General features: G+C 72.2%; 25 protein-coding genes. 12 read left to right on the top strand and 13 right to left on the bottom strand.

The genetic code is table 11. The features are described 5' to 3' along the window. Positions 1-268: 268 nt before the first annotated feature. The 3 genes from QRX60_RS02055 to cofC are packed head-to-tail and all read right to left on the bottom strand — an operon-like array spanning position 269 to position 4,288. Positions 269-1,222: an NUDIX hydrolase gene (locus QRX60_RS02055; RefSeq protein ID WP_285999091.1), complete on the bottom strand. Its 954-nt coding sequence runs from the start codon at positions 1,220-1,222 to the stop codon at positions 269-271. Then, a complete protein-coding gene (locus QRX60_RS02050) occupies positions 1,219-3,600 on the bottom strand; it encodes an RNA degradosome polyphosphate kinase (protein ID WP_285999090.1) in 2,382 nt (793 codons plus the stop codon). The genes QRX60_RS02055 and QRX60_RS02050 overlap by 4 nt, the downstream gene beginning before the upstream one ends. A 55-nt stretch (positions 3,601-3,655) precedes the next feature. After that, the gene (cofC, locus tag QRX60_RS02045) at positions 3,656-4,288 is read right to left on the bottom strand and encodes a 2-phospho-L-lactate guanylyltransferase (RefSeq protein WP_285999089.1); all 633 of its coding nucleotides are present in this window, start codon (positions 4,286-4,288) and stop codon (positions 3,656-3,658) included. A gap of 299 nt (positions 4,289-4,587) precedes the next feature. On the opposite strand from cofC, the gene QRX60_RS02040 reads away from it, so the two are divergent. The 3 genes from QRX60_RS02040 (at position 4,588) to QRX60_RS02030 (ending at position 7,003) form a co-directional block, all read left to right on the top strand. Continuing rightward, a complete protein-coding gene (locus QRX60_RS02040) occupies positions 4,588-5,307 on the top strand; it encodes a lysophospholipid acyltransferase family protein (protein WP_285999088.1) in 720 nt (239 codons plus the stop codon). After that, positions 5,307-6,323: an NAD(P)H-dependent glycerol-3-phosphate dehydrogenase gene (locus QRX60_RS02035; RefSeq protein WP_285999087.1), complete on the top strand. Its 1,017-nt coding sequence runs from the start codon at positions 5,307-5,309 to the stop codon at positions 6,321-6,323. The genes QRX60_RS02040 and QRX60_RS02035 overlap by 1 nt, the downstream gene beginning before the upstream one ends. 200 nt (positions 6,324-6,523) lie before the next feature. Beyond that, positions 6,524-7,003 carry a cysteine dioxygenase gene (locus QRX60_RS02030; protein WP_285999086.1) on the top strand — a complete coding sequence of 160 codons (480 nt, stop codon included), beginning with the start codon at positions 6,524-6,526 and terminating at the stop codon, positions 7,001-7,003. A 125-nt stretch (positions 7,004-7,128) separates the two neighbouring features. On the opposite strand, the gene QRX60_RS02025 is transcribed toward QRX60_RS02030, so the two are convergent. From QRX60_RS02025 to QRX60_RS02000, 6 genes are all read right to left on the bottom strand, one after another. Next, positions 7,129-8,112: an asparaginase gene (locus QRX60_RS02025; protein WP_285999085.1), complete on the bottom strand. Its 984-nt coding sequence runs from the start codon at positions 8,110-8,112 to the stop codon at positions 7,129-7,131. A 13-nt stretch (positions 8,113-8,125) separates the two neighbouring features. Beyond that, entirely contained in the window at positions 8,126-8,950 is an 825-nt protein-coding gene (locus QRX60_RS02020) for a class I SAM-dependent methyltransferase (RefSeq protein ID WP_285999084.1), read from the bottom strand. Then, entirely contained in the window at positions 8,947-9,327 is a 381-nt protein-coding gene (locus tag QRX60_RS02015; RefSeq protein ID WP_285999083.1) for a VOC family protein, read from the bottom strand. The genes QRX60_RS02020 and QRX60_RS02015 overlap by 4 nt, the downstream gene beginning before the upstream one ends. A 73-nt stretch (positions 9,328-9,400) precedes the next feature. Beyond that, positions 9,401-10,141, bottom strand: coding sequence for an FAD:protein FMN transferase (locus QRX60_RS02010; protein WP_285999082.1), 741 nt, complete (start codon positions 10,139-10,141; stop codon positions 9,401-9,403). Continuing rightward, positions 10,138-10,605 carry an FMN-binding protein gene (locus tag QRX60_RS02005; protein WP_285999081.1) on the bottom strand — a complete coding sequence of 156 codons (468 nt, stop codon included), beginning with the start codon at positions 10,603-10,605 and terminating at the stop codon, positions 10,138-10,140. Before QRX60_RS02005 ends, QRX60_RS02010 begins: the two co-directional genes overlap by 4 nt. Positions 10,606-10,617: 12 nt before the next feature. Next, on the bottom strand, positions 10,618-11,964 hold the full coding sequence (locus QRX60_RS02000) for a ferredoxin reductase family protein (protein ID WP_286003475.1): 1,347 nt from the start codon (positions 11,962-11,964) through the stop codon (positions 10,618-10,620). Positions 11,965-12,111: 147 nt separating this feature from the next. Between QRX60_RS02000 and QRX60_RS01995 the strand changes: the two genes are divergently transcribed. Next, positions 12,112-12,825: a response regulator transcription factor gene (locus tag QRX60_RS01995; protein ID WP_286003474.1), complete on the top strand. Its 714-nt coding sequence runs from the start codon at positions 12,112-12,114 to the stop codon at positions 12,823-12,825. Next, on the top strand, positions 12,822-14,243 hold the full coding sequence (locus tag QRX60_RS01990) for a sensor histidine kinase (RefSeq protein ID WP_285999080.1): 1,422 nt from the start codon (positions 12,822-12,824) through the stop codon (positions 14,241-14,243). The genes QRX60_RS01995 and QRX60_RS01990 overlap by 4 nt, the downstream gene beginning before the upstream one ends. Positions 14,244-14,268: 25 nt before the next feature. Here the strand turns inward: QRX60_RS01990 and QRX60_RS01985 are convergent, their stop codons facing one another. Then, positions 14,269-14,916, bottom strand: coding sequence for a pyridoxamine 5'-phosphate oxidase family protein (locus QRX60_RS01985; RefSeq protein WP_285999079.1), 648 nt, complete (start codon positions 14,914-14,916; stop codon positions 14,269-14,271). Between the two features lie 80 nt (positions 14,917-14,996). On the opposite strand from QRX60_RS01985, the gene pdxR reads away from it, so the two are divergent. Beyond that, the gene (gene pdxR, locus QRX60_RS01980; RefSeq protein ID WP_285999078.1) at positions 14,997-16,367 is read left to right on the top strand and encodes a MocR-like pyridoxine biosynthesis transcription factor PdxR; all 1,371 of its coding nucleotides are present in this window, start codon (positions 14,997-14,999) and stop codon (positions 16,365-16,367) included. A 676-nt stretch (positions 16,368-17,043) separates the two neighbouring features. Beyond that, positions 17,044-18,138: a D-alanine--D-alanine ligase family protein gene (locus tag QRX60_RS01975; RefSeq protein WP_285999077.1), complete on the top strand. Its 1,095-nt coding sequence runs from the start codon at positions 17,044-17,046 to the stop codon at positions 18,136-18,138. Here the strand turns inward: QRX60_RS01975 and QRX60_RS01970 are convergent. Then, on the bottom strand, positions 18,135-18,674 hold the full coding sequence (locus QRX60_RS01970) for a DUF3515 domain-containing protein (RefSeq protein WP_285999076.1): 540 nt from the start codon (positions 18,672-18,674) through the stop codon (positions 18,135-18,137). The two genes, QRX60_RS01975 and QRX60_RS01970, sit on opposite strands and share 4 nt — an antisense overlap. A gap of 19 nt (positions 18,675-18,693) precedes the next feature. Further along, positions 18,694-18,927 carry an Lrp/AsnC family transcriptional regulator gene (locus QRX60_RS01965; protein WP_125306405.1) on the bottom strand — a complete coding sequence of 78 codons (234 nt, stop codon included), beginning with the start codon at positions 18,925-18,927 and terminating at the stop codon, positions 18,694-18,696. 125 nt (positions 18,928-19,052) lie between these two features. On the opposite strand from QRX60_RS01965, the gene QRX60_RS01960 reads away from it, so the two are divergent. Together QRX60_RS01960 and QRX60_RS01955 are read left to right on the top strand one after the other, a co-directional pair. Further along, complete coding sequence (locus QRX60_RS01960) at positions 19,053-20,009, top strand: thiamine-phosphate kinase (RefSeq protein ID WP_285999075.1); 957 nt, start codon at positions 19,053-19,055, stop codon at positions 20,007-20,009. 116 nt (positions 20,010-20,125) lie between these two features. Next, positions 20,126-20,605, top strand: a complete 480-nt coding sequence (locus tag QRX60_RS01955) for a GNAT family N-acetyltransferase (protein ID WP_285999074.1) — start codon at positions 20,126-20,128, stop codon at positions 20,603-20,605. Here QRX60_RS01955 and QRX60_RS01950 read toward each other — a convergent pair. Further along, the gene (locus QRX60_RS01950) at positions 20,592-21,806 is read right to left on the bottom strand and encodes a glycoside hydrolase family 27 protein (RefSeq protein WP_285999073.1); all 1,215 of its coding nucleotides are present in this window, start codon (positions 21,804-21,806) and stop codon (positions 20,592-20,594) included. The two genes, QRX60_RS01955 and QRX60_RS01950, sit on opposite strands and share 14 nt — an antisense overlap. Positions 21,807-21,838: 32 nt before the next feature. Between QRX60_RS01950 and QRX60_RS01945 the strand changes: the two genes are divergently transcribed. The 3 genes from QRX60_RS01945 (at position 21,839) to QRX60_RS01935 (ending at position 23,911) form a co-directional block, all read left to right on the top strand. Then, complete coding sequence (locus QRX60_RS01945) at positions 21,839-22,369, top strand: gamma carbonic anhydrase family protein (protein ID WP_285999072.1); 531 nt, start codon at positions 21,839-21,841, stop codon at positions 22,367-22,369. 30 nt (positions 22,370-22,399) lie between these two features. Next, on the top strand, positions 22,400-23,077 hold the full coding sequence (locus QRX60_RS01940) for a uracil-DNA glycosylase (RefSeq protein WP_285999071.1): 678 nt from the start codon (positions 22,400-22,402) through the stop codon (positions 23,075-23,077). A gap of 63 nt (positions 23,078-23,140) precedes the next feature. Beyond that, positions 23,141-23,911, top strand: coding sequence for an alpha/beta fold hydrolase (locus QRX60_RS01935; protein WP_285999070.1), 771 nt, complete (start codon positions 23,141-23,143; stop codon positions 23,909-23,911). The last annotated feature ends 5 nt before the right edge of the window (positions 23,912-23,916 follow it).

The raw sequence follows: 23,916 nt of genomic DNA, 5'->3' as shown, positions 1-23,916 counted from the left end.
GCGACCGCGTCGAGGTGGTCGGTCGGTGCCCTTGGGGAAGTACGGGCGCAGCGGGCGACCCGTTTTGCGCTGGTGGAAGCGGCCCAAGGTTTGCCACGCCGCTCAGGACCACGCACCGCGCCGGCGGAGCAGCCGGCCCAGAGCAGCCCCCGCCCTCCCTGGGGGGCGTGCCCTTGTCCAGCGTATCGGGGGCCTCCGACGAAACAGCCCGGAAAAGGCCCGGCCGAGGCCGCTTGTCCACATCACGGCCGGCGTGGGGATAGCCGGCTCAGGAGCGGGTCGGGGAGGGCGTCGGCAGGGCGCTCGGGTGGTAGTCGGCCGCCAGGAGCACCGGGCCGTCCTCGGTCGTCGGCGCGCGGAACGACAGAACCCAGAACGACCCCTTCTTGCTCGGGACCACGCCGCCGCGGGCGGCCGGAAGGTCCACGCCGTCGCGGTCGGCCAGTGCGCTGACCAGGTCCGGGATCACCCCGCCCTGGCTGCACACCACCGGTGTCCCGCCGTCGCCCGCGATCGCCAGCAGCCGCGCGACGCCCAGCACCGGGTCCGGCCAGTACCCCTCTTCCGACAGCAGCGGCTCGTGCCGCACCTCGATCCCGAGGTCGTCGGCGACCCTTTGCACCGTCTGCACGCACCGCAGCCGCGGCGCCGACAGCACCCGGTCCGGCCCGTACAGCGCCAGCACCCGCCGCAACGCCGACGCCTGCCGCAGACCCGCGTCCGACAGCGGCCGGAGGTCGTCGTCGCCGGTCCACTCGTCCCGCTTGCCCGCCTTCGCGTGCCGCACCAGCACCAGCGTCGTCAGGCCTGCCGGCACCTCGCAGAAAGCGCGCAGCACCCGCACGTCCTCCGGCCGGGTCAGCAGCTTCTCCGCGGCCGTCGGGTCGAGCCAGCGCAGCTCGTCGACCTCGTCGTTCGCGGCGAACACTCCGGACACGGCTTCGGCGCTGAAGTAGTCGACCGTCTTCGGGACCGTCCCGGAGCCGTTGCGCGTGGGCACCGGGTACGCCGTCCGGGCCAGGTACCGGCCCAGGACCGCGTCGAACCCGGTTTCTTCCTTCACTTCCCGTACGGCGGCTTCGGCGGTCGTCTCGCCGGGGTCGAGCTTCCCCTTGGGCAACGACCAGTCGTCGTACCGCGGGCGGTGCACCAGGGCGACTTCGGTCGCCTTGCCGCAGCCGCGCCACAGCACCGCGCCGGCCGCCCGTACCTCCTGGGTCATCCGGCGGCCCCGTGCAGCTTCGCCAGCTCCAGCTGGTGGTCGCGCACCCGCGAGCCGTCCGCCGGGAACGGCGACCACTCGCCGCTCGCGGTCAGCACCCAGCACCGCGTCGCCGGGTCCAGCGCCGAATCGAAGATGTCGTCGAGCTGCGCGGTCAGCTTCGGGTCCTTGACCCGCACCAGCGCCTCGATCCGCCGGTCCAGGTTCCGGTGCATCATGTCCGCGCTGCCGATCCAGTGCGTGCCGCCGGCACGGAAGTTGAAGATCCGCGAGTGCTCCAGGAACCGGCCGAGGATCGACCGGACGTGGATGTTCTCGGAAAGCCCTTCGACGCCGGGCTTGAGCGTGCAGATCCCGCGCACCACGATCTCGACCGGCACCCCGGCCTGCGACGCGTGGTAGAGCGCGTCGATGACCTGCTCGTCGACCAGCGAGTTGCACTTGATCCGGATGCCGGCGTCCTGCCCGGCCCGCGCCAGCTCGATCTCCTCGCCGATCGCGCGCACGATGCCCCGGCGGATGCCGTGCGGCGACGTCAGGATCGTCCGGTAGGTGTCCTGCCGCGAGTACCCGGTGAGCACGTTGAACAGGTCGGTGACGTCCGCGCCGATGCTCGGGTCGGCGGTGAACAGGCCGATGTCCTCGTAGAGCCGCGCGGTCTTCGGGTTGTAGTTGCCGGTGCCGATGTGGCAGTAGCGGCGGATGGTCGAGCCCTCCTGGCGCACGATCATCGACACCTTGCAGTGCGTCTTCAGCCCGACCAGCCCGTACACGACGTGGACGCCGGCGCGCTCCAGCGTCCGCGCCCAGGTGATGTTCGCCTGCTCGTCGAACCGTGCCTTGATCTCGACCAGCGCGACGACCTGCTTGCCCGCCTCCGCGGCGTCGATCAGCGCGTCGACGATCGGGGAGTCGCCCGACGTCCGGTACAGCGTCTGCTTGATCGCGAGGACCTTCGAATCGGCCGCCGCCTGCTCGATGAACCGCTGCACGCTCGTGGAGAACGAGTCGTACGGGTGGTGCACGAGCACGTCGCCCTCGCGCAGCGTCGCGAAGACGCTCTTCGGCGTCTCGCGCTCGCCGAACGCCGGGTGCGTCGCCGGCACGAACGGCCGGTCCTTCAGCTCCTTGCGGTCCACTCCGGACAGCTGGTGCAGGCAGGTCAGGTCGAGCAGGCCGGGCACCTCGACGACGTCGGCCGGGTCGACGTCCAGCTCGCGCAGCAGCAGCTCGAGCATGTGCTCGCTCATGTCCTGCGCGACCTCGAGGCGCACCGGCGGGCCGAACCGGCGCTGCGCCAGCTCGCGTTCGAGGGCCTGCAGGAGGTCTTCGTCGCGGTCCTCGTCGACCTCGAAGTCGGCGTTGCGGGTGACGCGGAAGACGTGGTGCTCGGTGACGTCCATGCCGGTGAACAGCTCACCGAGGTGCGCGGAGATGAGTTCTTCCAGGGGCAGGAACGTCGCCGTGCGGCTGGTGCGCTCGGTCTCGACGCGCATGAGGCGCTGCACGTTGCTCGGCACCTTCACCCGGGCGAAGCGCTCGGTGCCGCCCTCCGGGTCGCGCACCGTGACCGCGAGGTTCAGCGAAAGGCCCGAGATGTACGGGAACGGGTGCGCCGGGTCGACGGCCAGGGGCGTCAGCACCGGGAAGATCTGCTCGGAGAAGTAGCTGGACAGCCGGAGCTGGTCGGCGCCGGACAGGTCGGCCCAGCCGACGATCAGGATGTCGTGCTCGGCCAGCTGCGGGCGCAGGTGCTTCTCGAACGCACCGGTCTGCCGCTCGACCAGGTCCTGGTTGCGCTTGGCGATGTAGTCGAGCTGTTCGCGCGGGGTGAGCCCGTCCGCGCTGCGCACCAGGAGGCCGGTCTCGTCGCGGCGCTTCAGGCCGGCGACGCGGACCATGTAGAACTCGTCCAGATTGGACGCGAAGATCGCGAGGAACTTCGTGCGTTCGAGCAGCGGCTGCGACTCGTCCTCGGCCAGCGCCAGCACGCGGGCGTTGAAGTCCTGCCAGGAGAGCTCCCGGTTGAAGTACCGGTCGTCCGGCAGCGTCTCGGTGGCGGTCGGGGCGGCGGTGACGGCAGGCGGTGCCGACGGGACCGCCCGGAACTCTTCGGCGCCGCGCGGGTTGCCGTGCGCGGAGCTGCGGCGCCGGGTCGACGCCGGGGTGGCCGCCGCCGCGGTGGTCTTGCGGGTTCTCGCCTTGCCGGCGGTGGCACGGGCGGCGGTGTCGCGCGCGGTGGACTTCGACGGGACCTTCTTGGCCGTGGTGCTCGCCCGGGGAGTGGACTTCTTCCCCGTCTCCGAAGATCCGTTCGCCGGGTTCCGTCGCCTCCGCGGTGCGGGCGTGCCGCCGTCTTCTGTGCTCACGGGCTCCATTCTTCACTAAGCCACGCTGAATTGCGCAGGCCGCGGTGAAGGTCAGGTGAACAGCTCAGCGGGGCGCCGCGCAGGGTTCGCCGAGGCGGGCGGCGGTGTGTTTCCCGACACCCAGGCCGCGCACGTGGGCGAGGTCGTCCGGGGTGTCGACATCGCTGCGCAGGCTGAGGAGCTGCCGCTGGAGCGCGACCGCCCCGGAGGCGGCGTGTTTTCGCGCCGAGCCCAGGCCGAAGTGCGGGTCGAGGGCGGCGCCGGGCGCGGACAGCAGGAGGGTGGTGCCGGTGCCTTGGCGGTCGGCGACGAAGGCCCGGGCTCCCGCCGCTTCGGCGAGGGCGTCGGCCAGGTCGCCGGCGCGCAGGGCCGGGAGATCGGCTTGGAGGGCGCCGACGACGGCTCGGGGGTCGTCGGCCCGGAGCAGGGATTCACCGTGGCGGAAGGCGGCGTTGAGGGTCCTCTCGGCGGGTTCGGCGACGATCTCGACCCCGAGCTCACCCAGCTCGGCGACGGCATCGGGATCGGCGGCGACCAGCAGCACGCGCCGGACGTGCGCACTCGAGGTCACGGCGGCGAGCGTGTCGGCGGCGAGGGCGAGGACGAGGCCGGGGTGGTGCTCGGCCTCGACGGCACCACGCAGCCGCGACTTGCCGTCGCGGGGGTGTTTCATCGGCACGACCAGGTCCACGTCCACCCGTCCATCTTTACCCGAAACGGCGGGTGGGTGTCGGCGGGAGGCACGAGTTGTCCACAGGCGACGGGCGTTGTGGACAAGTCGAGGGTGAGGGCGCTTTCGGGGCGGGTCGTCGTCGGGCGGCGCCGATACGCTCGAGACGGGGTGGCCCCCAGGGAGGGTGGGCTGCGGTCGCCGCCCGGGCGAGGTGCCCGGGCGAGGTGCCCGCGCGGCCCGGATCACCGCCTCACCCTCGCCGAAGGCACCCTCCCTGGACTGCCCTTACCCCGGCGCGGCAGGATCTGGGGCGGACGTGACAGGTGGAGGAGGAGATCGTGGCCCGGCGTGAGAAGGGCGGCTTCTGGGTGGGGTTGGCCGCCGCCGTGTTCTACCCGCTCACCGCGATCGCGCGGCGGGTCTACGTCGGGGACGAGAAGATTCCGCGGGAAGGGCCCGCCCTGCTCGTCCTGAACCACGTCTCGCACCTCGATCCCGTGGTCGACGCCGTGTTCGTGCACCGGGCGAAGCGCGTGCCACGCTTCCTCGGCAAGGAGAGCCTCACCCGGACCCCGGTCTTCGGGAAGATCTTCGTCGGGTCCGGGCAGATCCCGGTTTCGCGCGGCTCGGCCGCCGCCGGGGACAGCCTCAAGGCCGCGCACCAGGCGCTGCAGGAGGGCAAGATCGTCGTGATCTACCCCGAAGGCACCATCACCAAGGACCCGGCCGGCTGGCCCAAGGAGTCCTTCACCGGCGCCGCCCGGCTCGCGCTGCAGAACGACGTCCCCGTGATCCCGATCGCGCGCTGGGGCACCAGCCTGATCTTCGACGGCTACGGCAAGAAGTTCACGCCGTTCCCGCGCAAGACGATCACCCACTCCGTCGGCGACCCGCTCGACCTCTCGATCTACCGCGAAGGCAGCGCGCGCAGCGCGTCGAAGCTGCGGGAGGTCACCAAGGTCATGATGGACGAGGTCACCCGCCTGCTCGGCGAGATCCGCCACGAGGAACCGCCGTCGGCGAAGCCGGGGGACCCCACCTGATGCGCGCCGACGTCCAGCGGGTTACCGTGCTCGGGGCCGGCTCGTGGGGCACCGCCTTCGCGAAGGTGCTCGGCGACGCCGGCCGCGACGTCACGATGTGGGCGCGCCGCGAGCAGGTCGCCGAGGACATCCGCGAGCGGCACGTCAACAGCGCCTACCTGCCCGGCGTCGGCCTGCCGGAGAACATCACCGCCACCAGCGATCCGGCCAAGGCCCTCGAGGGCGCCCAGGCCGTCGTGCTCGCGGTGCCCAGCCAGAGCCTGCGCGCGAACCTGACGTCGTGGCGCGACCTGCTGCCGCCCGACGCGATCCTCGTCAGCCTCGCCAAGGGCGTCGAGCTCGGCACGCTCAAGCGGATGAGCGAGGTGATCGGCGAGATCGTCGGGATCGACCCCGGCGAGGTCGTCGTCGTCACCGGGCCGAACCTGGCCAAGGAGATCGCCGCCGGGCAGCCGTCCGCATCGGTGCTGGCCTGCGCCGACCACGAACGCGCCGTCGCGATCCAGCGCGCCTGCGCCAACTCCTACTTCCGCCCGTACACGAACACCGACGTCGTCGGCTGCGAGCTCGGCGGCGCGTGCAAGAACGTCATCGCGCTCAGCACCGGGATGGCCGCGGGCCTCGGGCTCGGCACCAACACGATGGCGACGCTCATCACGCGCGGCCTGGCCGAGATGGCCCGCCTCGGCGCGAAACTGGGCGCCGACCCGCTGACGTTCGCCGGGCTCGCCGGGGTCGGCGACCTGGTCGCGACGTGCTCGTCGCCGCTTTCGCGCAACCGGACGTTCGGCGAGCGCCTCGGTCGCGGCGAGACCCTCGAGCAGGCACAGGCGGCGGCCGGCGGGCAGGTTGCCGAGGGCGTCATGTCGTGCTCGTCGATCCGGGCGCTGGCGAGGAGCCTCGGTGTCGACATGCCGATCACCGACGCGATGCACCGCGTGTGCCACGAGGGCGTCGACCCGCGGCAGGCGGGCGCGGAGCTGCTGGGCCGCTCGCAGAAGCACGAGTGGTCCTGAGGGTGTGACCTACCGCCCGGATGCTGGGAGCGGCTTGACCGGGCCGGGGCGGTACGGAACTCTGGTCGTCATGTTCGCGCACGAGATGACCGAGCTGCGGGGCCGCCACGGCCTCGGCGCCGTCATGTGCGCGTGTCGCTGTTGTCGGTGAACCCCGCCCCGGCCCAGTTCGACACCCCTTCTCTTCCGTGAGGACCCTCATGTTCGCCGTTCCGGACAACACCCTGCTGCGTCCCGAGAACCCCGCGCTGCGCCACCCGGTGCGCGTCGCGCTGGAGGTCGCCGCCGACCGCGACCGCTGGAAGCACCTGCTGCGCTACGACCCCGACGAGCGTTTCGCGACGCTCGTCGAGAAGGGCGAGCACCAGGAGGTGTGGCTGATGAGCTGGCTGCCCGGCCAGCGCACCGACCTGCACGACCACGCGTTCGCCAGCGGGGCGTTCACGCTGGTCAGCGGCCACCTGACGGAGGCGGTGGCCCGCCGCGCGCCGGGCGGCCGCGCGGTGACCGAGCTGCACGCGCTCTCGGCGGGGCAGTCGCGCGTGTTCGGCCCGGGGTACGTGCACGAGGTGCGCAACGACGGCCCGGACCCGGCGATCTCGGTCCACGTCTACCGCGACGCGGAGCGCGCGATGCGCTCCTACCACCTCGACCCGCTGGGCGGCCCGGTCCTCGACTGACCTGCGCGTCCGGCGGCCCGCGACCCGAGCGCCCCAATGTGGCGTTGGTTGCGTCAGACGCACCGAACGCCACATTGGGTGCGTCTGACGCACCGAACGCCACATTGGGGCGCTGGGAATCCTGCCTAGTCCAGGTCGCCGCGCAGGCGGAACTCGCGCTCGATCGCTTCCCGGTCCGCGCCGCCCGCCAGCAGGGTGTGCAGCAGGATCCGGGACTTGCGCGCGTCCAGCCAGCCGGCCATCGTCGCGCCCATCGCGATCAGGCTCGACTCCGAGCCGTGGAAGCCGTACGTCGACCGCAGCGTCGGACCCGCTCCCGTCCGGGAGGCGACGACCACCGGCAGCGAGGTCACCAGCCGCGCCACCACGTCGGCCGTGCCCGACGAAACGTGGCCCGCGCCCGTCGCCGCGAGCACGATTCCGCGCACCCCGGGCTGCGAAGCCGCGTACGAGAGCACCGCGCCCGAGTCGTCCAGGCCGGCTTCGACCACCGGGACCAGCCCGGCGAAGTCACGACCGGCCAGGGAAGGCGGCCGCGGCGGTGACGGGTGGAAGTAGTGCACCGCCTGCTCGACGACCATGCCGAGCGGGCCCGCGGGCGCCGAGGAAAACGCCTCCAGGTGGCTCGAATGCGCTTTGCGCACCCAGCGCGCCGCGTGGACGTCGTCGTTCAGCGTCACCAGCACGCCCCGCCCGCGGCTGCGCGGATCGGCCGCCACCGTCAGCGCGGCGCGCAGGTTCGCCGGCCCGTCCGGGCTGAGCAGGCCGGCGTTGCGCATCGCCCCGGTGACCACCACCGGGATCTCCGACGGCCAGCACAGCTCCAGGAAGTACGCCGTCTCCTCCAGGGTGTCCGTGCCCTGCACGACGACGAACCCGTCGGCGTCCTGCCGCAGCCCCCACTCGCGGCACCGCAGCAGCGTCGCGAAGTCCATCGACGCGCTGCCGATCCCGGCCAGGGTCTCGGCGAGCACGTCCATCGGCAGGTCGCCGATCCCGCCGATCAGTTCCGCAGCGCCGAGCCGGGGGACGGCGCCGCCTTCGCCTTCGGCGGGGGCCATCGAGATGGTGCCGCCCAGCGTGGCGACCGCGATCAGGGGACGTGCCATGCCGTCACCCTATTCAGCCGCCCTTGACCGCCTGGAGCGTGTAGCTCGCCGCGACCCGCCGCGGGTCGTCCTTCATCCGCCATTCGTCCGCGGCCTCGTCGTGGTCCATCTGCCCGGGGATCGCGTTCCACGGGACGCTGTCGTGCTCGGTGAACCCGGTCAGCGTCAGGCCGTTGTCCAGCAGCGCGGTGATGATCTCGCCGAGGGAGTGGTTCCACGAGTGGCTGACACTGTTCTCCAGCTTCCGGTCGACGCTGACGTACGTCTCGGGCTCGTCGAACACCAACGGCTCGGCGTGCTCGAAGTACGGGTAGCGCGGCCAGGCCGGCGCCGCGGTCTCGTCGAGCGCCCACAGCATCGGGTGGCCCTCGCGGATGAACAGCCGCCCGCCCGGCCGCAGCAGACCCGCGACCACCGCGGCCCAGCGCGCGACCGACGGCAGCCAGCACAACGCGCCGATCCCGGTGTAGACCAGGTCGAACCGCCCGGCGCCCAGCACCTCGACGGCGTCGTACACGTTCGCCTCGTGGAAATCGATCGAAGCGCCCGCCGCGGACGCGAGCCGTCGCGCCTCCGCCAGCGCCGCGCCCGAGAAGTCCAGGCCCGTCATGGAAGCGCCCAGCCGGGACAGCGAAACGGTGTCCGTGCCGATGTGGCACTGCAGGTGGACGCCGCGCAGCCCGGCGATGTCGCCCAGGCGCGGCCGGTCGAACCGCACCACGCCGCTCAGGTATGCGGGATCCGCGACGAAGTCGGCGAAGTTGTAGTCCGGCGAGGCCGCGTGCAGCACCGCGCGTTCGTCCCAGTTGGCCTTGTTGACGGCGAACGAGTCCGTCACGACGTCGCTGCCCGCTCGGCCGCGCTGCGCAGGACGCAGAACTCGTTGCCCTCCGGGTCGGCGAGCACGGCCCAGCCGGTGCCGTCCGGGTTGCGGAGGTCGTTGACGAGCGTCGCGCCCAGGCCCAGGATCCGCTCGACCTCCTCGTCGCGCGGGTCGTCCGGCTGCAGGCAGACGTGCAGGCGGTTCTTCACGGTCTTCGGTTCCGGAACGCGAAGGAACAGCAGGTCGATCCCGCCTTCGAGCTCGATGCCGCACTCGTCGTCCCCGGGCTGGTCCTCCTCGGGGATGGGCTTCCCGGTGACCTGGCTCCAGAACTGGCAGAGCGCGTACGGGTCGGCGCAGTCGACGGACACGTGCAGGACGGATGACGGCATGGTTCTCCTCGGCAGACGGGTGGTCCCGAGTCTGGCCGAGACACCGAGCGGGGGCGAACCGATTTACAGCTTTTCAGGAGGCCAGCGCCAGGCCCGCCGTCCGGTGCACGCGACGGCTGTCGTCGACGATGAGGATCTCGCAGTCCGGCCGGTCGGCCGCCCACGTGATGCCCTCCGCGCCCATCGCGAACGCCGCGGTGGCCAGCGCGTCCGCGGTGACCAGGTCGCCGGCCACGACGGTGACGCTCATCAGCCCGGTCGCCGGTGCCCCCGAACGGCCGTCGAGGATGTGCGAGCCGCGCTCGTAGGCCGCCGACGTCGCGATGGCGCCGTTGCGCGACTCCAGCACCGCGCACACGGCGAGGGGCTGCTCGGGGTGGCGGACGCCGACCCGCCACGGCCGTCCCGGTTCCGGCTCGCCGGCGGTGACGACGTCGCCGCCGGCGTTGAGGCAGAACGTCGTCGCACCCTCGGCCCTGAGCATGTCGGCGGCGCGCTGCACCGCCCAGCCCTTGACGACCGCGCACGGGTCGAGGCCGCGGCCGGGCAGCCGCGCGCGGAACGCGCCGCCGGAAAGCTGTTCGTAGTACGCGCAGAGCTCCAGGACCTCCAGGAGGTCGTCGCTCAGCCCGTCCGCGGTCAGCTCGCCGCGGTCGTACCGGCTGACTTCGCTGTCCTCCTTGAACGGGCTGAACTTCGCGTCGACGTCGCGGAACCAGGCGAAGACCTCGTCGACGATCTCGGCGAAGTCACCTTCGTCGCGCAGGTCGAGGGAGATCGGCAGGCCCATCACCTGCTCCACGCGCGTGGTCATCTGCTGCCCCGGGCGTCGATGGCCGCCTGCAGCGACGTCTTGTACGACTCGCTCGTCTCGGTCGCCCCGGTGATCGTGTCGATGTCGGCGCTCTGCGCCTTCATCGCCTCTTCCTGCAGGCGCGGCAACGCGGTGAGGGCGCGCCCGTCGTCCGGGGCCTGCAGCAGCGTCACCGCGACCATCCGGGTGCCGGTGAAGGTGACCTGGACCTGGACCGTTCCGTAGTTGCTCGACTCCGGGGTGCCCTGGGTCGTGACTGTCGCGTTCGCACTGTCCGAAGTAGACGGAGCGGACGGAGTGGAAGACGGGGACGTCGAGGCGGGCGGAGCGGGTGCGGTGGACGGAGCGGCGACGCTCGGCGGCGCCTGCGCGACGGCGGTGTTGTGCACCGGCCCCGGCTCGAACCGCCAGACCGCGATGAACCCCGCGACCGACAGCGCGACGACGAAGATGGTCCTTTTCACAGCAGCATCTCCCTAGGCCGCGAGGCTGAAGCGTTCGGCGTGGACCTGGGCCTTCGGCACGCGCAGCTCGCGCAGGCTGCGCAGCACGGCCGACGTCATCCCCGGCGGGCCGCAGACGAAGACGTCCCGCTCGTGCACGTCCGGCACCATCATGTGCAGGTTCGCCGGGCCGAGCATCGTGCCGCGGGGGCCGACGGCCTGGTCCGGTCCGGTGAGGACGCTGACGACGGCGCCGCGGGCCTTCGCGAGCCCGTTGAGCTCGGGCAGCAGCACCGCGTCGGCCTGCGTGCGCACCCGGTAGAGGACGACGACGTGGCCGTCGATGTCCTCCAGCAGCGCGCGGATCGGCGTGATGCCGACCCCGCCCGCCACGAGCAGCGCGTTGGGCCGCTGCTGGTGGATCGTCGTGAACGCGCCGTACGGGCCTTCGGCGAACACCCGCGTCCCGATCCGCAGGCTGCGCAGCGACGCGCTGGCGTCGCCGAGCGCCTTCGCGGTCAGGCGCAGCGTGCGGCCGTCGGGGGCGGCGGACAGCGAGAACGGGTTGGCCTGGTACCAGCGGTCCTTCGTGAGGAACCGCCACAGGAAGAACTGGCCCGCCCGCGCCGGCATCTTGTCGAGGTTCTTGCCCGTCATGTACACCGAAACCACGTCCGGGGCCTCGGAAACCACGGCGGTGACACGCAGCTGGTGGCGCAGGTTCCGCCACAGCGGGAGCACGACGCGCCCGGCGAGCACGGCGGCGCCGGCGCCCAGCCAGAGCGTCCACCAGTACGCCTTGGCCGTCGGCGCACTGGCGAACGACGTGCCGAGGGCGATCTGGTGGGTGAACGCCAGCACGACCGCGGCGTAGGTGTAGAGGTGGATGAAGTGCCACGTCTCGTACGCCAGCCGCTTGCGCGCGAACTTCGCCGAGGCCGCGCCCACGATGAGGATGACGGCGAACGCGACCAGCGCCCGCAGGATCCCTTCGAGCGTGTTGGCCATTTCGACCAGTTCGTCGACGACGCCCTTGCTCGAAACCTCCGCGTACCCGAACGCGATGAACACCAGGTGCGCCAGCAGGGTCCACAGGATCGTGAAGCCGGTCCACCGGTGCCACGTCGTGAGGCGGTCCATCCCGATCCGCCGGTCCAGCCAGGGCAGCCGGGCCACGAGCAGCAGCTGGCAGGCCATCGCCAGCGCCCCGTACATCCCCGCGAGCCTGCCGATGCTGATCAGCACGTTCTGGGACAGGCCGGCTTCGGCGAACAGCAGCGTGACGGCGGCCACGTTGGCGCCCAGGAAGGTGAAGAGGCCGGATTTCGCGGCGATCCGGGGGCGGATCGCCGGGCGCGTGGCCTCGGCGGTCTGCGTCATGCTGGTCACACGGATTCCCCTCGGGTTCGGTTCACGAAGCTCAGCCTCGCCACGCAGCCTGTGGTGAGTCTGGGTAATGGCTGTCGGATTCCTGTCGGCCCGCGCCACCGGTCGCCGGGCGCCCGCGCGCGGGGAGAAGATGGGGTGGTGCAGCCCTCCGAACCCGTGCGCCTGCTCGTCGTCGACGACGAGCCGCACATCGCCGACCTCGTCGCCACCGTCGCCCGGTACGAGGGCTGGCAGGCGGTCACGGCCGGGTCCGGCAAGGCCGCGCTGGCCGAGGCCGCGGCGTTCGGGCCGGACATCGTCGTGCTCGACCTGATGCTGCCCGACCTGGACGGTTTCACCGTGCTCGACCGCCTCCGGGAGAACGGCAGCACGGTGCCCGTGGTGTTCCTCACGGCCAAGGACGCGACGGCCGACCGGATCGCCGGGCTCACCCGCGGGGGTGACGACTACCTCGTGAAACCGTTTTCGGTGGAGGAGCTGATGGCGCGGTTGCGGGCGGTGCTGCGGCGCAGCACCGGCGTCACGCACCCGACGGAGGCGCGCGGCGCCGTGCTCCGCGTCGGCGACCTGACGCTGGACGAGGACACCCGCGAGGTCCGCCGCGGCGACCGGCCCGCCGAGCTGACCCCGACCGAGTACGAGCTGCTGCGCTACCTCATGCGCCGGTCGCCGTCGGTGCTGACGAAGGCGCAGATCCTCGACCACGTCTGGGAGTACGACTTCGGCGGCCGGTCCAATGTGGTCGAACTCGTCATCTCGCACCTGCGGCGCAAGGTCGACGCCGGCGACGGCGAACCGCTGATCCACACCGTGCGCGGCGTCGGGTACGTCGTGCGCCAGGTCAACCGGTGAAGCGCTTCTTCCGCAAGTGGTACGGGGCCTGGCGGCGGACGCGGCTGGGCACCCGGATCACGCTCGGCCTCGGCGCGCTCGCGCTGGTCGTCTTCGCGGCCGTCGGCGTCACGATGGTCGGGATCATGCACGGCTACCTCGACCGGCGGCTCGACGAGCAGCTGTCCAAGAGCCAGAACACGCAGCTGCCGCTGCTGCGCGAGACGCACGGCTCACCGCAGTCGGTGTACTCGTGGTACTCGGCTTTGTACAAGGTGCGCGACGGCGTCGCGACGCCCGAGCCGGGCGGCGAGCTGCCGGGAGACGCCCGCCAGCTCGCGAAGATCGCGGCCGACGCGGCGGACGGCGACGTCACGCGCACCATCACCCTCTACGACGGCCCCTACCGGGTGCGCGCCTGCCCGGTCGACAACGGTTCGGTGCTGCTGTCGGCCGCACCGCAGAAGGATCTCGACGGGACGGTCCAGCAGCTGATCTGGGTCGAGGTCGGCGCGTTCGCGTTCGCGCTGGCCGTGCTGGTGGTCGTGGGGCGGCTGGTGCTGAGCCGCGGCCTGCGTCCGCTGGCCGACATGGCCGGCACCGCGCACGACATCGCGTCCCACGACCTCGCCGCGAACCCCGCCCTGCCGGTCCGCGCGGCGGGTACCGGCGGCGGCGCCGAAGTCGAAGAGCTGCGGACGGCGTTCAACGTGATGCTGGCCCACATCGACACGTCACTGGCGGCGAAGACCGAGGCGAACGAGCGGCTGCGCCGGTTCGTCGCGGACGCTTCGCACGAGCTGCGGACGCCGCTGACGTCGATCCGGGGCTACGCCGACCTTTTCCGCTACGCGGCGGCGAACGAGCCGGCGGAGCGGGAAGCGCACCTGGCGAAGATCCGCGAGGAGACGGCCCGGATGAGCGTGCTGGTCGACGATCTCCTCCTGCTGGCCCGGCTCGACGCGCGGGCGGCCGAGACGCCGTTGCGGCCGGAGCGCGTCGACCTGGCGGAGCTGGCCGGCGACGCGGCGGACGCCTTCGCCGCCGGCCGTCCGGACCATCCGCTGACTTCTTCGCTGGTGGCGGCGCCGGTGGACGCCGATCCGGTGCGGCTGCGGCAGGTGCTCGACAACCTGCTGGCCAACGCCGCCGTGCACACCCCGGCCGGGACCGCGGTGCACGTCTCGGTGGCGGTGGCGGGTTCCGAAGCCGTCGTGCGGGTGACCGACGCCGGCCCCGGGATCGCGCCCGCCGATCAGGAGCGGATCTTCGACCGGTTCTTCCGCGTCGACGACTCGCGCACCCGCGGCAACGGCGGCACCGGGCTCGGGCTGTCGGTGGTCCAGTCCCTCGTGACGGCGCACGGCGGCACGGTCTCGGTGTCCTCGGAGCCGGGCCGCACGGTGTTCACGGTCCGGCTCCCGCTGGCCCCGTCGTGAGTGGTAATTCGGGTTAGAACCCTGATTACCACTCACGACCGCTGACGTGCGCCGGGACCTGCCAGCCGGGGGAGAGGTCCGTCGACGGCTCGGGCGCGCCGAAGACCGTCCGGATCGGGAGCACGCCCGCCCAGGCGTTGTCCGCGTCGAGGTCCTCCGGCTCGTCGTCCGGCCCCTCGGCGCGCATCTTCACCGACGCCTCGGCGAGGTCGAGCGCGAGCACGCTCACCGCCGCGAACTCCTTCGCGTTGACCTCGCGCGCGTGCTCCCACGAGCCCGGGGCGAGGTGGTCCGTCAGCACCTTCAGGCCGTGCATCTTCGCCTCGCGGTCGGTGACCGTCGCCGCTTTGCCGAGGATGACCGCGCTGCGGTAGTTCATCGAGTGGTTGTTGACCGACCGCGAGTAGACGATGCCGTCCAGGAGCGTCACCGTGACGCAGACGTCGAGGTCCTGCGAAGCCGTGCGCAGGCTCGACGCGCCGGTGGAGCCGTGCAGGTAGAGCGTGTCGCCGTCGCGGCCGTAGCCGGTCGGCAGGACCAGGGGCGCGCCGTCGCGGACGATGCCGAGGTGGCAGATCAGGCCCTCGTCCAGGACGGCGTACAGCACCGAGCGGTCGGTCACGGCCCGGTGCTTCATGCGGCCGAGCGTGGTGCGGGGCGTGGAGGAGAGCATGCGATCAGCGTCTCTCAGCACAGTGGCATCGGAAAATGGCCACTTCTCGTACACTTGGGAAGTCCACTCGAGGAGGTCCCGTGACCCACGCCGACACCGCGCTCCCGGTCAGCCTCGACCGTTCGGCGGTGACGCCGCTGGCCGTCCAGCTCGCCGACGCGCTGCGGGAAGCCGCCGCGAGCGGTCACCTGCGCGGCGGCGACCGGCTGCCGTCGACGCGGGCCCTGGCCGGCCGCCTCGGCGTCAGCCGCACGGTGACGTCGGCGGCGTACGAGCAGCTGCACGCCGAGGGCTGGATCGCCGGGCGCCACGGCTCCGGCACGTACGTGACGACGCCGCCTTCGGTTTCGGCTTCGGAGGTCCCGGCGCCCGCGGTTCCGGCGCCCGAGACGGAGGTGCCGTCGCTGCTCGACCTGGGGCCCGGCACGCCGTGGGCGGACGGCCTGGACCGCGCGGCGTGGCGTCGCGCCTGGCGCGCGGCGGCGGATCCGGACCCGCTGATCCGTGCGCACCGCGCCGGGCTGCCGGAGTACCGCGCGGCGGTGTCGGAGCACCTGCTGCGCCACCGCGGTCTCGCCGCGGGTTCGGTGCTGGCCACCGGCGGGACGACGGCGGCCGTCGTCGAGCTGGCCGCGGCGGTGCTCGAGCGCGGGGACGTCGTCGCCGTCGAGGAGCCCGGGTACCAGCGCGCGGTGCAGGCGTTCCTCCGCGCCGGGATGCGGGTCGTGGGCGTGCCGGTGGACGACGAAGGACTGCGGCCGGACGCGATCCCGCCCGGCGCGCGGGCGGTGTACTGCTCGCCGGCGCACCAGTACCCGATGGGCAGCCGGCTGAGCGCGGCTCGGCGCGTCGCGCTGGTGGAGCGGGCGCGCGCTTCGTCGATGCTGGTCATCGAGGACGACTACGACGGCGAGCTGCGCTTCGACGTCGCGCCGCTGCCGATGCTGGCTTCCCTGGCCCCGGACGTCGTGGCGCACCTGGGGACGACGTCGAAGATCCTCACGCCGACGCTGGGGGCGGGCTGGATGGTGGCCCCGGAGGCGATCACGTCGGCGGTGCTGGCGTACCGCGACCTGACCGGCACGCGGCCGTCGCCCGCCGGGCAGCGGGTGCTGTACGAGTTCGCGCGGAACGGGGACCTGGGACGTCACCTGCGAAAACTGCGCCGGGAGATGGCCGAGAGACGGACTTTGCTGGCGGGAGCGCTGGCGGCGGCCGGGATACCGGTCCGCGGCGACGACGCGGGAGCGCACCTGGTGGTGCCGTTCTCGTCGGCTTCGGTGGAGGTTTCGGTGATCGCTTCCGCCGAGCGGCGGGGGATTCGGTTGGACGGGCTGGCCCGGCATTTCGCGGGGGAGCCGTCGGCGCACGGGGTGGCGATCGGGTACGCGGGCTGTGCGCGGGAGGCGCTGGTGGCGGCGTTGCCGACGCTGGTGTCGCTGCTGCGCTGAGACCGGTTGCGAGCGCGCCGGTTTCGAGCGCCTTGAATTGAGTCGTTGCTGACTGGGGTTGGCGCTGGTTTCCGAGCCGAGCCGAGCCGGGCCGGCGCGGGCCGCCGGGACCGCTGCCGGGAAAACCCGAGGTGCCATTGGTTGCGCCGGGCGCGCCCGACCGGGCTCCGGCCGCCAGGACCGCTGCGAGAATCCCAATGTGGCGTTGGTTGCGCTGGACGCACCCAATGTGGCGTTCGGTGCGCTGGACGCACCGAACGCCACATTGGGTCGCTGGGCCGCTGGGTCGCTGGGGCGCCGGGGGTCGCTGGGGCGCCGGGGGGTCGCTGGGGCGTGGGGGTCTCTGGGGCGAGGTGGTGCTGATCCTCTTTCTGCGCCGAGGCCGGACTCGCTTGTCCACAGCCCGGCCGTGATGTGGACAACGAGGTAGCGCGCGGGGGTTTTCCCGACTTTGCGTCGGGCGTCGCCGATACGCTGGATCCGGCGGGGGCCCCGAGGGGAGGGCGGGCCCTGGCCGGCCGCGGGGTGGTGGCGTGACCTCGGTGGCCGGGCCCAGCAGTGCCTCGATGTACCGGACGTGACGGGGGCCGCACAGGTTGCGCTCGGCGCCCGCGGGGGTCCGCCCGGCGCACGGGGCTCGGCTGTTCGCCGAGGTCACCGGGTACGGTGGCTCACCATGAGCGAGAAGATCCGGGTGGCGGTCGTGTTCGGCGGGCGCAGCAGCGAGCACACCATCTCGTGCCTGTCCGCGGGCAGCGTCCTGGGCAACCTCGACCCGGAGCGGTACGAAGCCGTGCCGGTCGGCATCACCCGGGAAGGCCGCTGGGTGCTCGGCACCGGCGACTCCGCCCAGCTCGCCATCCGCGGCCGCGAACTGCCGTCCGTCGACGACGGCAAGGGGCTCGTTCTCGCCGGCGATCCCTCCAGCCAGGGCCTCGTGGCCGTCGAACCCGGCCGGGAGAACGAGCTGCTGTCGCAGGTGGACGTCGTCTTCCCGGTGCTGCACGGCGCCTTCGGCGAAGACGGCACCATCCAGGGCCTCCTCGAGCTCGCCGGGATCCCGTACGTCGGCCCCGGCGTGCTCGCCAGTGCCGCCGCCATGGACAAGGAAACCGCGAAGAAACTCCTGGCCGCCGAAGGACTTCCGGTCGGGACCTTCGCCGCGCTGAAGCGGAACCAGTCCACTTTGGACGACGGTGACAAGACCAGGCTCGGCCTGCCCGTCTTCGTCAAGCCCTCCCGCGCCGGCTCGTCCGTCGGCATCAGCCGCGTGACGGAGTGGGCCGGCCTGGACGCCGCCATCGAGCTCGCCCGCGCGACCGACCCCAAGGTCCTCGTGGAAGCCGCCGTCGTCGGCCGTGAGGTCGAGTGCGGTGTCCTCGAGTTCCCGGACGGCCGCGTCGAAGCGTCGCTGCCGGCCGGGATCCGCGTCCTGTCCGAGGACGAAAACGCTTGGTACGACTTCGAAACCAAGTACCTCGGCGACGACGCGGAGCTGGACATCCCGGCCAAGCTCGACGACGCGCTCACCGAGAAGCTCCGCGCGATGGCGGTGCAGGCCTTCCAGGCGCTCGACTGCCAGGGCCTCGCCCGCGTCGACTTCTTCGTGGGCGAAGACGGCGAGCTGACCATCAACGAGGTCAACACCATGCCCGGCTTCACGACGAAGTCCGCCTACCCGAAGATGTGGGAGGTCACCGGCGTGGACTACGCGACGCTGCTGACCACCCTCATCGAGACGGCCATCGCGCGCGGCACCGGCCTGCGCTAGGAGAACCGCAGCGGCTTGGCCGGCAGCTTCGCCGCGACCGTGTCCGAGATCTGCTGCAGCGGCCCCGTCCCGGCGCTGTCCGGCACCGTGAGCGCCGCGTAGACCTCGCGGTCCACCACGTACCACGTCGACGATCCGTCGCCCGGCACCTGCAGCCACTGCACCTTGTTCACCAGGCGCAGCGCCGCGGTCGGCGTGAGCTCCGGGGGCCGGTCCAGCCCGCAGCGCAGCACCAGCGGGTCCTGATCGCCCCAGGCCACCGTGGCCGGTGGCGCCGGGTCGGCCAGGGTGCGCACCTTCAAGGTCGTCCCGTTCGACGTCAGCTCGGCCGGCACCGCGCCCAGCAGCGTCGTGCAGCCCGGTGACCCCGCGGCGGGCGCGGGCACGGGGACCAGCGGCAGCGGCCCGGACCCGGCGGAGTCCTGGGAACGCTGGGTCAGCGCGAAGACGGCGACGGCGACCGCCAGGGCCACGGCGAGCGCGGCCGCGGTGACGAGCACCACCCTGGGCGGAGCACCGGTGTCGGAGTCAGGCACCCGACCACTACACCACTGCTCAGAGATGCACGACCGGGCAGGTCAGCGTTCGCGTGATGCCTTCCACGTTCTGCACCTTGGCGACCACGAGCTGGCCCAGCTGGTCGACGCTGTCGGCGGCCGCGCGGACGATGACGTCGTACGGTCCGGTGACATCCTCCGAACTGGTGACACCCGGGATGCTGGAGATCTCGGCAGCCACCGCGGCCGCCTTGCCGACCTCGGTCTGGATGAGGATGTATGCGTGGACCACGGCGCGCCCTTTCGTCGGGATCGGTCAGCTCAAGGTAGGAACGTATCGCCAGCTCAGGGAAAAACATAGGGCATCCGACTATCGGTGATCGATCTTTGTCCCGGTAGAGAAAGCAGAGGTGACCGGTGTCACCGAACGACGGAACGGTCGCCGAGACCGGGGAGTTCGCGCTCATCCGCGCCGTCACCGAAGGACGGCGCCAGCCCCCGGGCACGCTGCTCGGCCCGGGCGACGACGCGGCCGTCGTCGCGGCCCCCGACGGCCGCGTGGTCGCCAGCACCGACGTGCTCGTCCAGGGTGTCCACTTCCGGCTCGACTGGTCGCCGCCCGAGTACGTCGGGCGCAAGGCCGTCGCGGTCAACCTGGCCGACATCGCCGCCATGGGCGCCACCCCGACCACCGTCCTGGTCGGCCTCGCCTGCCCGCCCGACACCCCGCACGAGCTCGTCACCGCGCTCGTCGACGGCATGTGGGCCGAGGCCGAGCGCGCCGGCATCGGTGTCTCCGGCGGTGACATGGTCCGCGCCGACCAGCTCGTGATCAGCGTCACCGCGCTCGGTGACCTCGGCGACCGCGAGCCCGTGACGCGCTCGGGCGCCCGGCCCGGCGACCTCGTCGCGGTGTGCGGGAAGCTCGGCTGGGCCGCCGCCGGCCTGGCCGTGCTCGGCCGCGGGTTCCGGTCCCCGGTCGGCGTCGTCAACGCGCAGCGCTGCCCGGAACCGCCGTACGACGCCGGTCCGCGCGCCGCGCTCGCCGGGGCCACGGCGATGATCGACGTCTCCGACGGCCTGCTGGCCGACCTGGCCCACATCGGGGAGGCCTCCGGCGTCGGCATCGACGTCCGGACCGCCGACCTCGACGTCCCCGCGCGGCTCACCGAGGTCGGCGCCGCGCTGGGCGCCGACCCGCTGGACTGGGTCCTCACCGGCGGCGAGGACCACGCGCTGGCGGCCACGTTCCCGCCGTTCACCGAGCTCCCCGACGGCTGGCGCACGATCGGCGTCGTCACGATGGCGGACTCCGGGATCACCGTGGACGGCAAGCCTTTCACCCGGGAAACGGGCTGGACCCACTGGCGCTGATACTTGTGCCGATGATTACTGATCCGACCACAGTCACGGCCGAATGACTTCGTTGCTCCGGTTACGTGCCGCTCGGGGTCGGCCTGCTTTTGGCCGGATTAGTAAAGTCGGCGGACGTGAGAATCGTTCCGGTCCCCTTCGACCATCCCGACGCGGCCAAGCTCATGGACGCGGTGCAGCAGGTGTACGTCGAGCGCTACGGTGACGCAGACGCCACCCCGATGAACCCCGAGCAGTTCGACCCGCCCCGGGGCCTGTTCCTCGTCGGCTACCAGGGCGACGAACCGGTCGCCTGTGGAGCGTGGCGGGCGCACGACGGCCCCGCGCCGGACTTCCAGGACGGCGACGCCGAGTTCAAGCGGATGTACGTCGCCGATTCCGCGCGCGGCCGTGGCTTCGCGCGGATGATCCTCTTCGAGCTGGAACGCACGGCGGCGCTGTCCGGGCGCAAGCGCGCGGTGCTGGAAACCGGCACGAAGCAGCCGGAGGCGATCGCGCTCTACACGTCGTCGGGTTACGTCGAGATCCCGAAGTTCGGCGTCTACAAGAACGAGGAATCGAGCCGGTGCTACGGCAAGGACCTCAGCGGGGTGTGAGCTTCAGCAGGGCCGCCGCGTGCGGGCGCAAGGACGCGGCCACCGCGGTGCCGACGTCACGATGTGCCCACAGGTCCCGGACGGTCCAGTCGCCCGGGATCGCCGCGGACACCGTCGCGGTGGTGGTGCCGGTGTTCAGCAGCACCACCGCGAACCCGCCGCCGGACAACGGTTTGCCCCACACCTGGTAGCCCGGCCCGGCCGAGAGCTGCCGGCCCTGGCCACCCGCGAAGTCCTGGTCGACGGCGATCGCTTCGGGGTTGCCCAGCGTCGCGAGGTCGTCTTCGCTCAGCTTCGCCGGGTCGGTGCCGGCGAACAGCGGCGCGTTCAGCACGGCCCAGACGCTGAAGTGCGCGCGGGCCTCGTCCGCGGTCAGGGTGCCGTTGCCCACCTGCAGCATGTCCGGGTCGTTCCAGCCGCCCGGGCCGCCGCTGTGGGTCGCGACGGTGGCCTGCTGGTCGATCGTCGCGAGCACCGAGTCCCAGGTCGCGGTGAGGTCGTAGGTGGTCCGCCACAGGTTCGCCACCGGCCGCGCCCAGGTCCACGGGCTGGAGACGCCGTATTCGGAGATCGCGTAGACGATCGGGCGGGGCAGCGCGGCGAGCTCGTCGCGCATCTTCTCGAACGCCGCCTTCCGGTCGAGGCCGTCGACGGTGTCGGCGTTGCACCAGTCGTACTTGAGGTAGTCGACACCCCAGCGGTCGAACGTCTCGGCGTCCTGGCGTTCGTGGCCCAGCGAGCCGATGCCGGACGCCGGGTAGGCGTCGTTCGCCATCGCGCAGGTCCGGCTGCCGGGCACGGCGTAGATGCCGAACAGCAGGCCGCGGGAGTGGACGTAGTCGGCGAGGTCGGCGATGCCGTGCGGGAAGCGCGCGGGATCGGCCTGCAGCGAGCCGTCGGCGGCGCGCTTCGGGGCCTGCCAGCAGTCGTCGACGACGACGTAGCGGTAGCCGGCGTCGCGCAGGCCGTCGTCGGCGAGCGCGTCGGCGGCTTTCTCGACGACGTCCTCGGTGAGGTCGTAGCAGCGGACCTGGTTCCAGCTGTTCCAGCCCATCGGCGGGGTTCCGGCCAGGCCGTTCGCGAGCGCCGGGGACGCGGTGGGGAGGCTGAGCACCCAGGTCAGCACGACGAGGAGGAGCACGAGGGCGGTGCTCCCGGTACTGGCTTTCCTGTCCGCGGCGATGCCGTGATCCAATCGCACGACACGTGAAACCGCAGTCACCCGGAGGCGGCATGCCGATCTACGCACTCGGTTCGCTCGAGCCGACGATCCACCCCGACGCCTACGTCCACCCGGACGCGACGGTGATCGGCGACGTCCGGATCGGGGCTTTCGCGTCGGTCTGGCCGCAGACGGTGCTGCGTGGCGACCACGGGTACATCGAAATCGGCGAGCGGTCGAACGTCCAGGACGGCTGCGTCCTGCACTGCACCACCCGGCACCCGACGGTCCTCGGGCCGTCGTCTGCGATCGGGCACGCGGTGCACGTCGAGGGCGCGACGATCGGCACCGGCTGCCTGATCGCGTCCGGCTCGGTGGTGCTGAACGGCTCGGTGATCGAGGACGGCGGCATGGTCGGCGCGGGCGCGGTGCTGTCGTACGGCTCACACGTGAAGTCCGGCGAGATCGCGCTCGGCGTGCCCGCGAAGACGCGGGAAAACAAGTCGTTCAGCGCGGAGAACATCGCGATGGTGGTGGATTCCTACGTGGAACGCGGTCGCCGCTTCCGGACCGAGCTGAGGCGGCTCGACCCGCTCGGGTGACGTCGGCCACGCCCGGTAGGCTTGCGCGCCGTGACCGCACGACCGCTGCAGGACATCGTCGAGGCAGGCTGGGCCGAGGCCCTCGAACCGGTGGCGCCGCAGGTCGCCGCGATGGGGGAGTTCCTCCGCGCGGAGATCGCCGCGGGCCGGACGTACTTGCCGGCGGGCGAGCACGTGCTGAGGGCGTTCAAGCAGCCGTTCCACGACGTGCGGGTGCTGATCGTCGGCCAGGACCCGTACCCGACGCCCGGGCACGCGGTGGGCCTGAGCTTCTCGGTGGCGCCGGACGTCCGGCCGATCCCGAAGAGCCTGGTCAACATCTACAAGGAGTACGCCGACGACCTCGGCTACCCGCTGCCGTCCAACGGTGACCTGACGCCGTGGGCCGACCAGGGCGTGCTGCTGCTCAACAGGGCGCTGACGGTGCAGCCCGGCAAGTCCAACTCGCACCAGGGCAAGGGCTGGGAAGAAGTCACCGAGCAGGCGATCAAGGCCCTCGCGGCCCGGTCGGAGCCGATGGTGGCGATCCTGTGGGGCCGCAACGCGCGGAACCTGCGCCCGATGCTGGGCGACGTCCCGTGCATCGAGTCGGCGCACCCGAGCCCGCTCTCGGCGCACAACGGCTTCTTCGGGTCGCGGCCGTTCAGCCGGGCCAACCAGCTCCTGGAGAAGCAGGGCGCGGCGCCGGTCGACTGGAAACTTCCCTGACGGCCGGTGTCCGGATCGGCGTGACGGCTCCGACCAGGGGGAAACGGAACCTTGGAGGAAACCATGAACGTCACCTCGGCCGACGGCACGTCGATCTTCTTCGAGCAGCGCGGCGCCGGTGCGCCGGTGATCCTGGTGGGCGGCGCGTTCAACGACCGGACGACCGTTGCGGGCCTGGCGGAGGTGCTTGCCGAGGACTTCACGACGATCGCGTACGACCGCCGCGGCCGCGGGGACAGCGGTGACGCGGGTCCTTACGCGGTCGAGCGGGAGATCGAGGACATCGCGGCGCTGATCGCGCACGTGGGCGGGTCCGCGTCGGTGTTCGGGCACTCGTCGGGGGCGGTGCTGGCCTTGGAAGCGGCCGCCGCCGGGCTGCCGATCGAGAAGGTCGTGGCGTACGAGCCGCCGTACGCGACCGACGACCACCCGCGGGCGGACGTCCTGGACGAGGTGCGTGCGCAGCTCGCGGCGGGCGACCGCGATGGCGCGGTTGCGACGTTCCTGCAGGTCGCGGGCACGCCGGCGGAGATGGTCGAGGGCATGAAGCAGGCCCCGGTGTGGGGCTGGTTCACGGCGCTGGCGCACACGCTCCCGTACGACCTGACGATCTGCGGCCCGGGCGCCCGGGTGCGCGAGGACCACCTGGCGAAGATCTCGATCCCGACGCTGGTGATCGGCGGCGGCGCGAGCGACGACGCGCTCCAGGCGGGCGCCCGCGCGGCGGCCGCGGCGATCCCGGGCGCCCGCCACGAGACCCTGGCGGGCCAGGACCACGGAGTCCTCCAGTTCCCGGAGACCCTCAAGGACCTGCTGACCGGCTTCCTCAAGTAAGTGGT

This window comes from Amycolatopsis mongoliensis, assembly GCF_030285665.1.
Taxonomy (GTDB): Bacteria; Actinomycetota; Actinomycetes; order Mycobacteriales; family Pseudonocardiaceae; genus Amycolatopsis; species Amycolatopsis mongoliensis.
The sequence above is the reverse complement of the archived record's forward strand: the minus strand, read 5'-3'. Positions and strand labels throughout refer to the sequence as shown.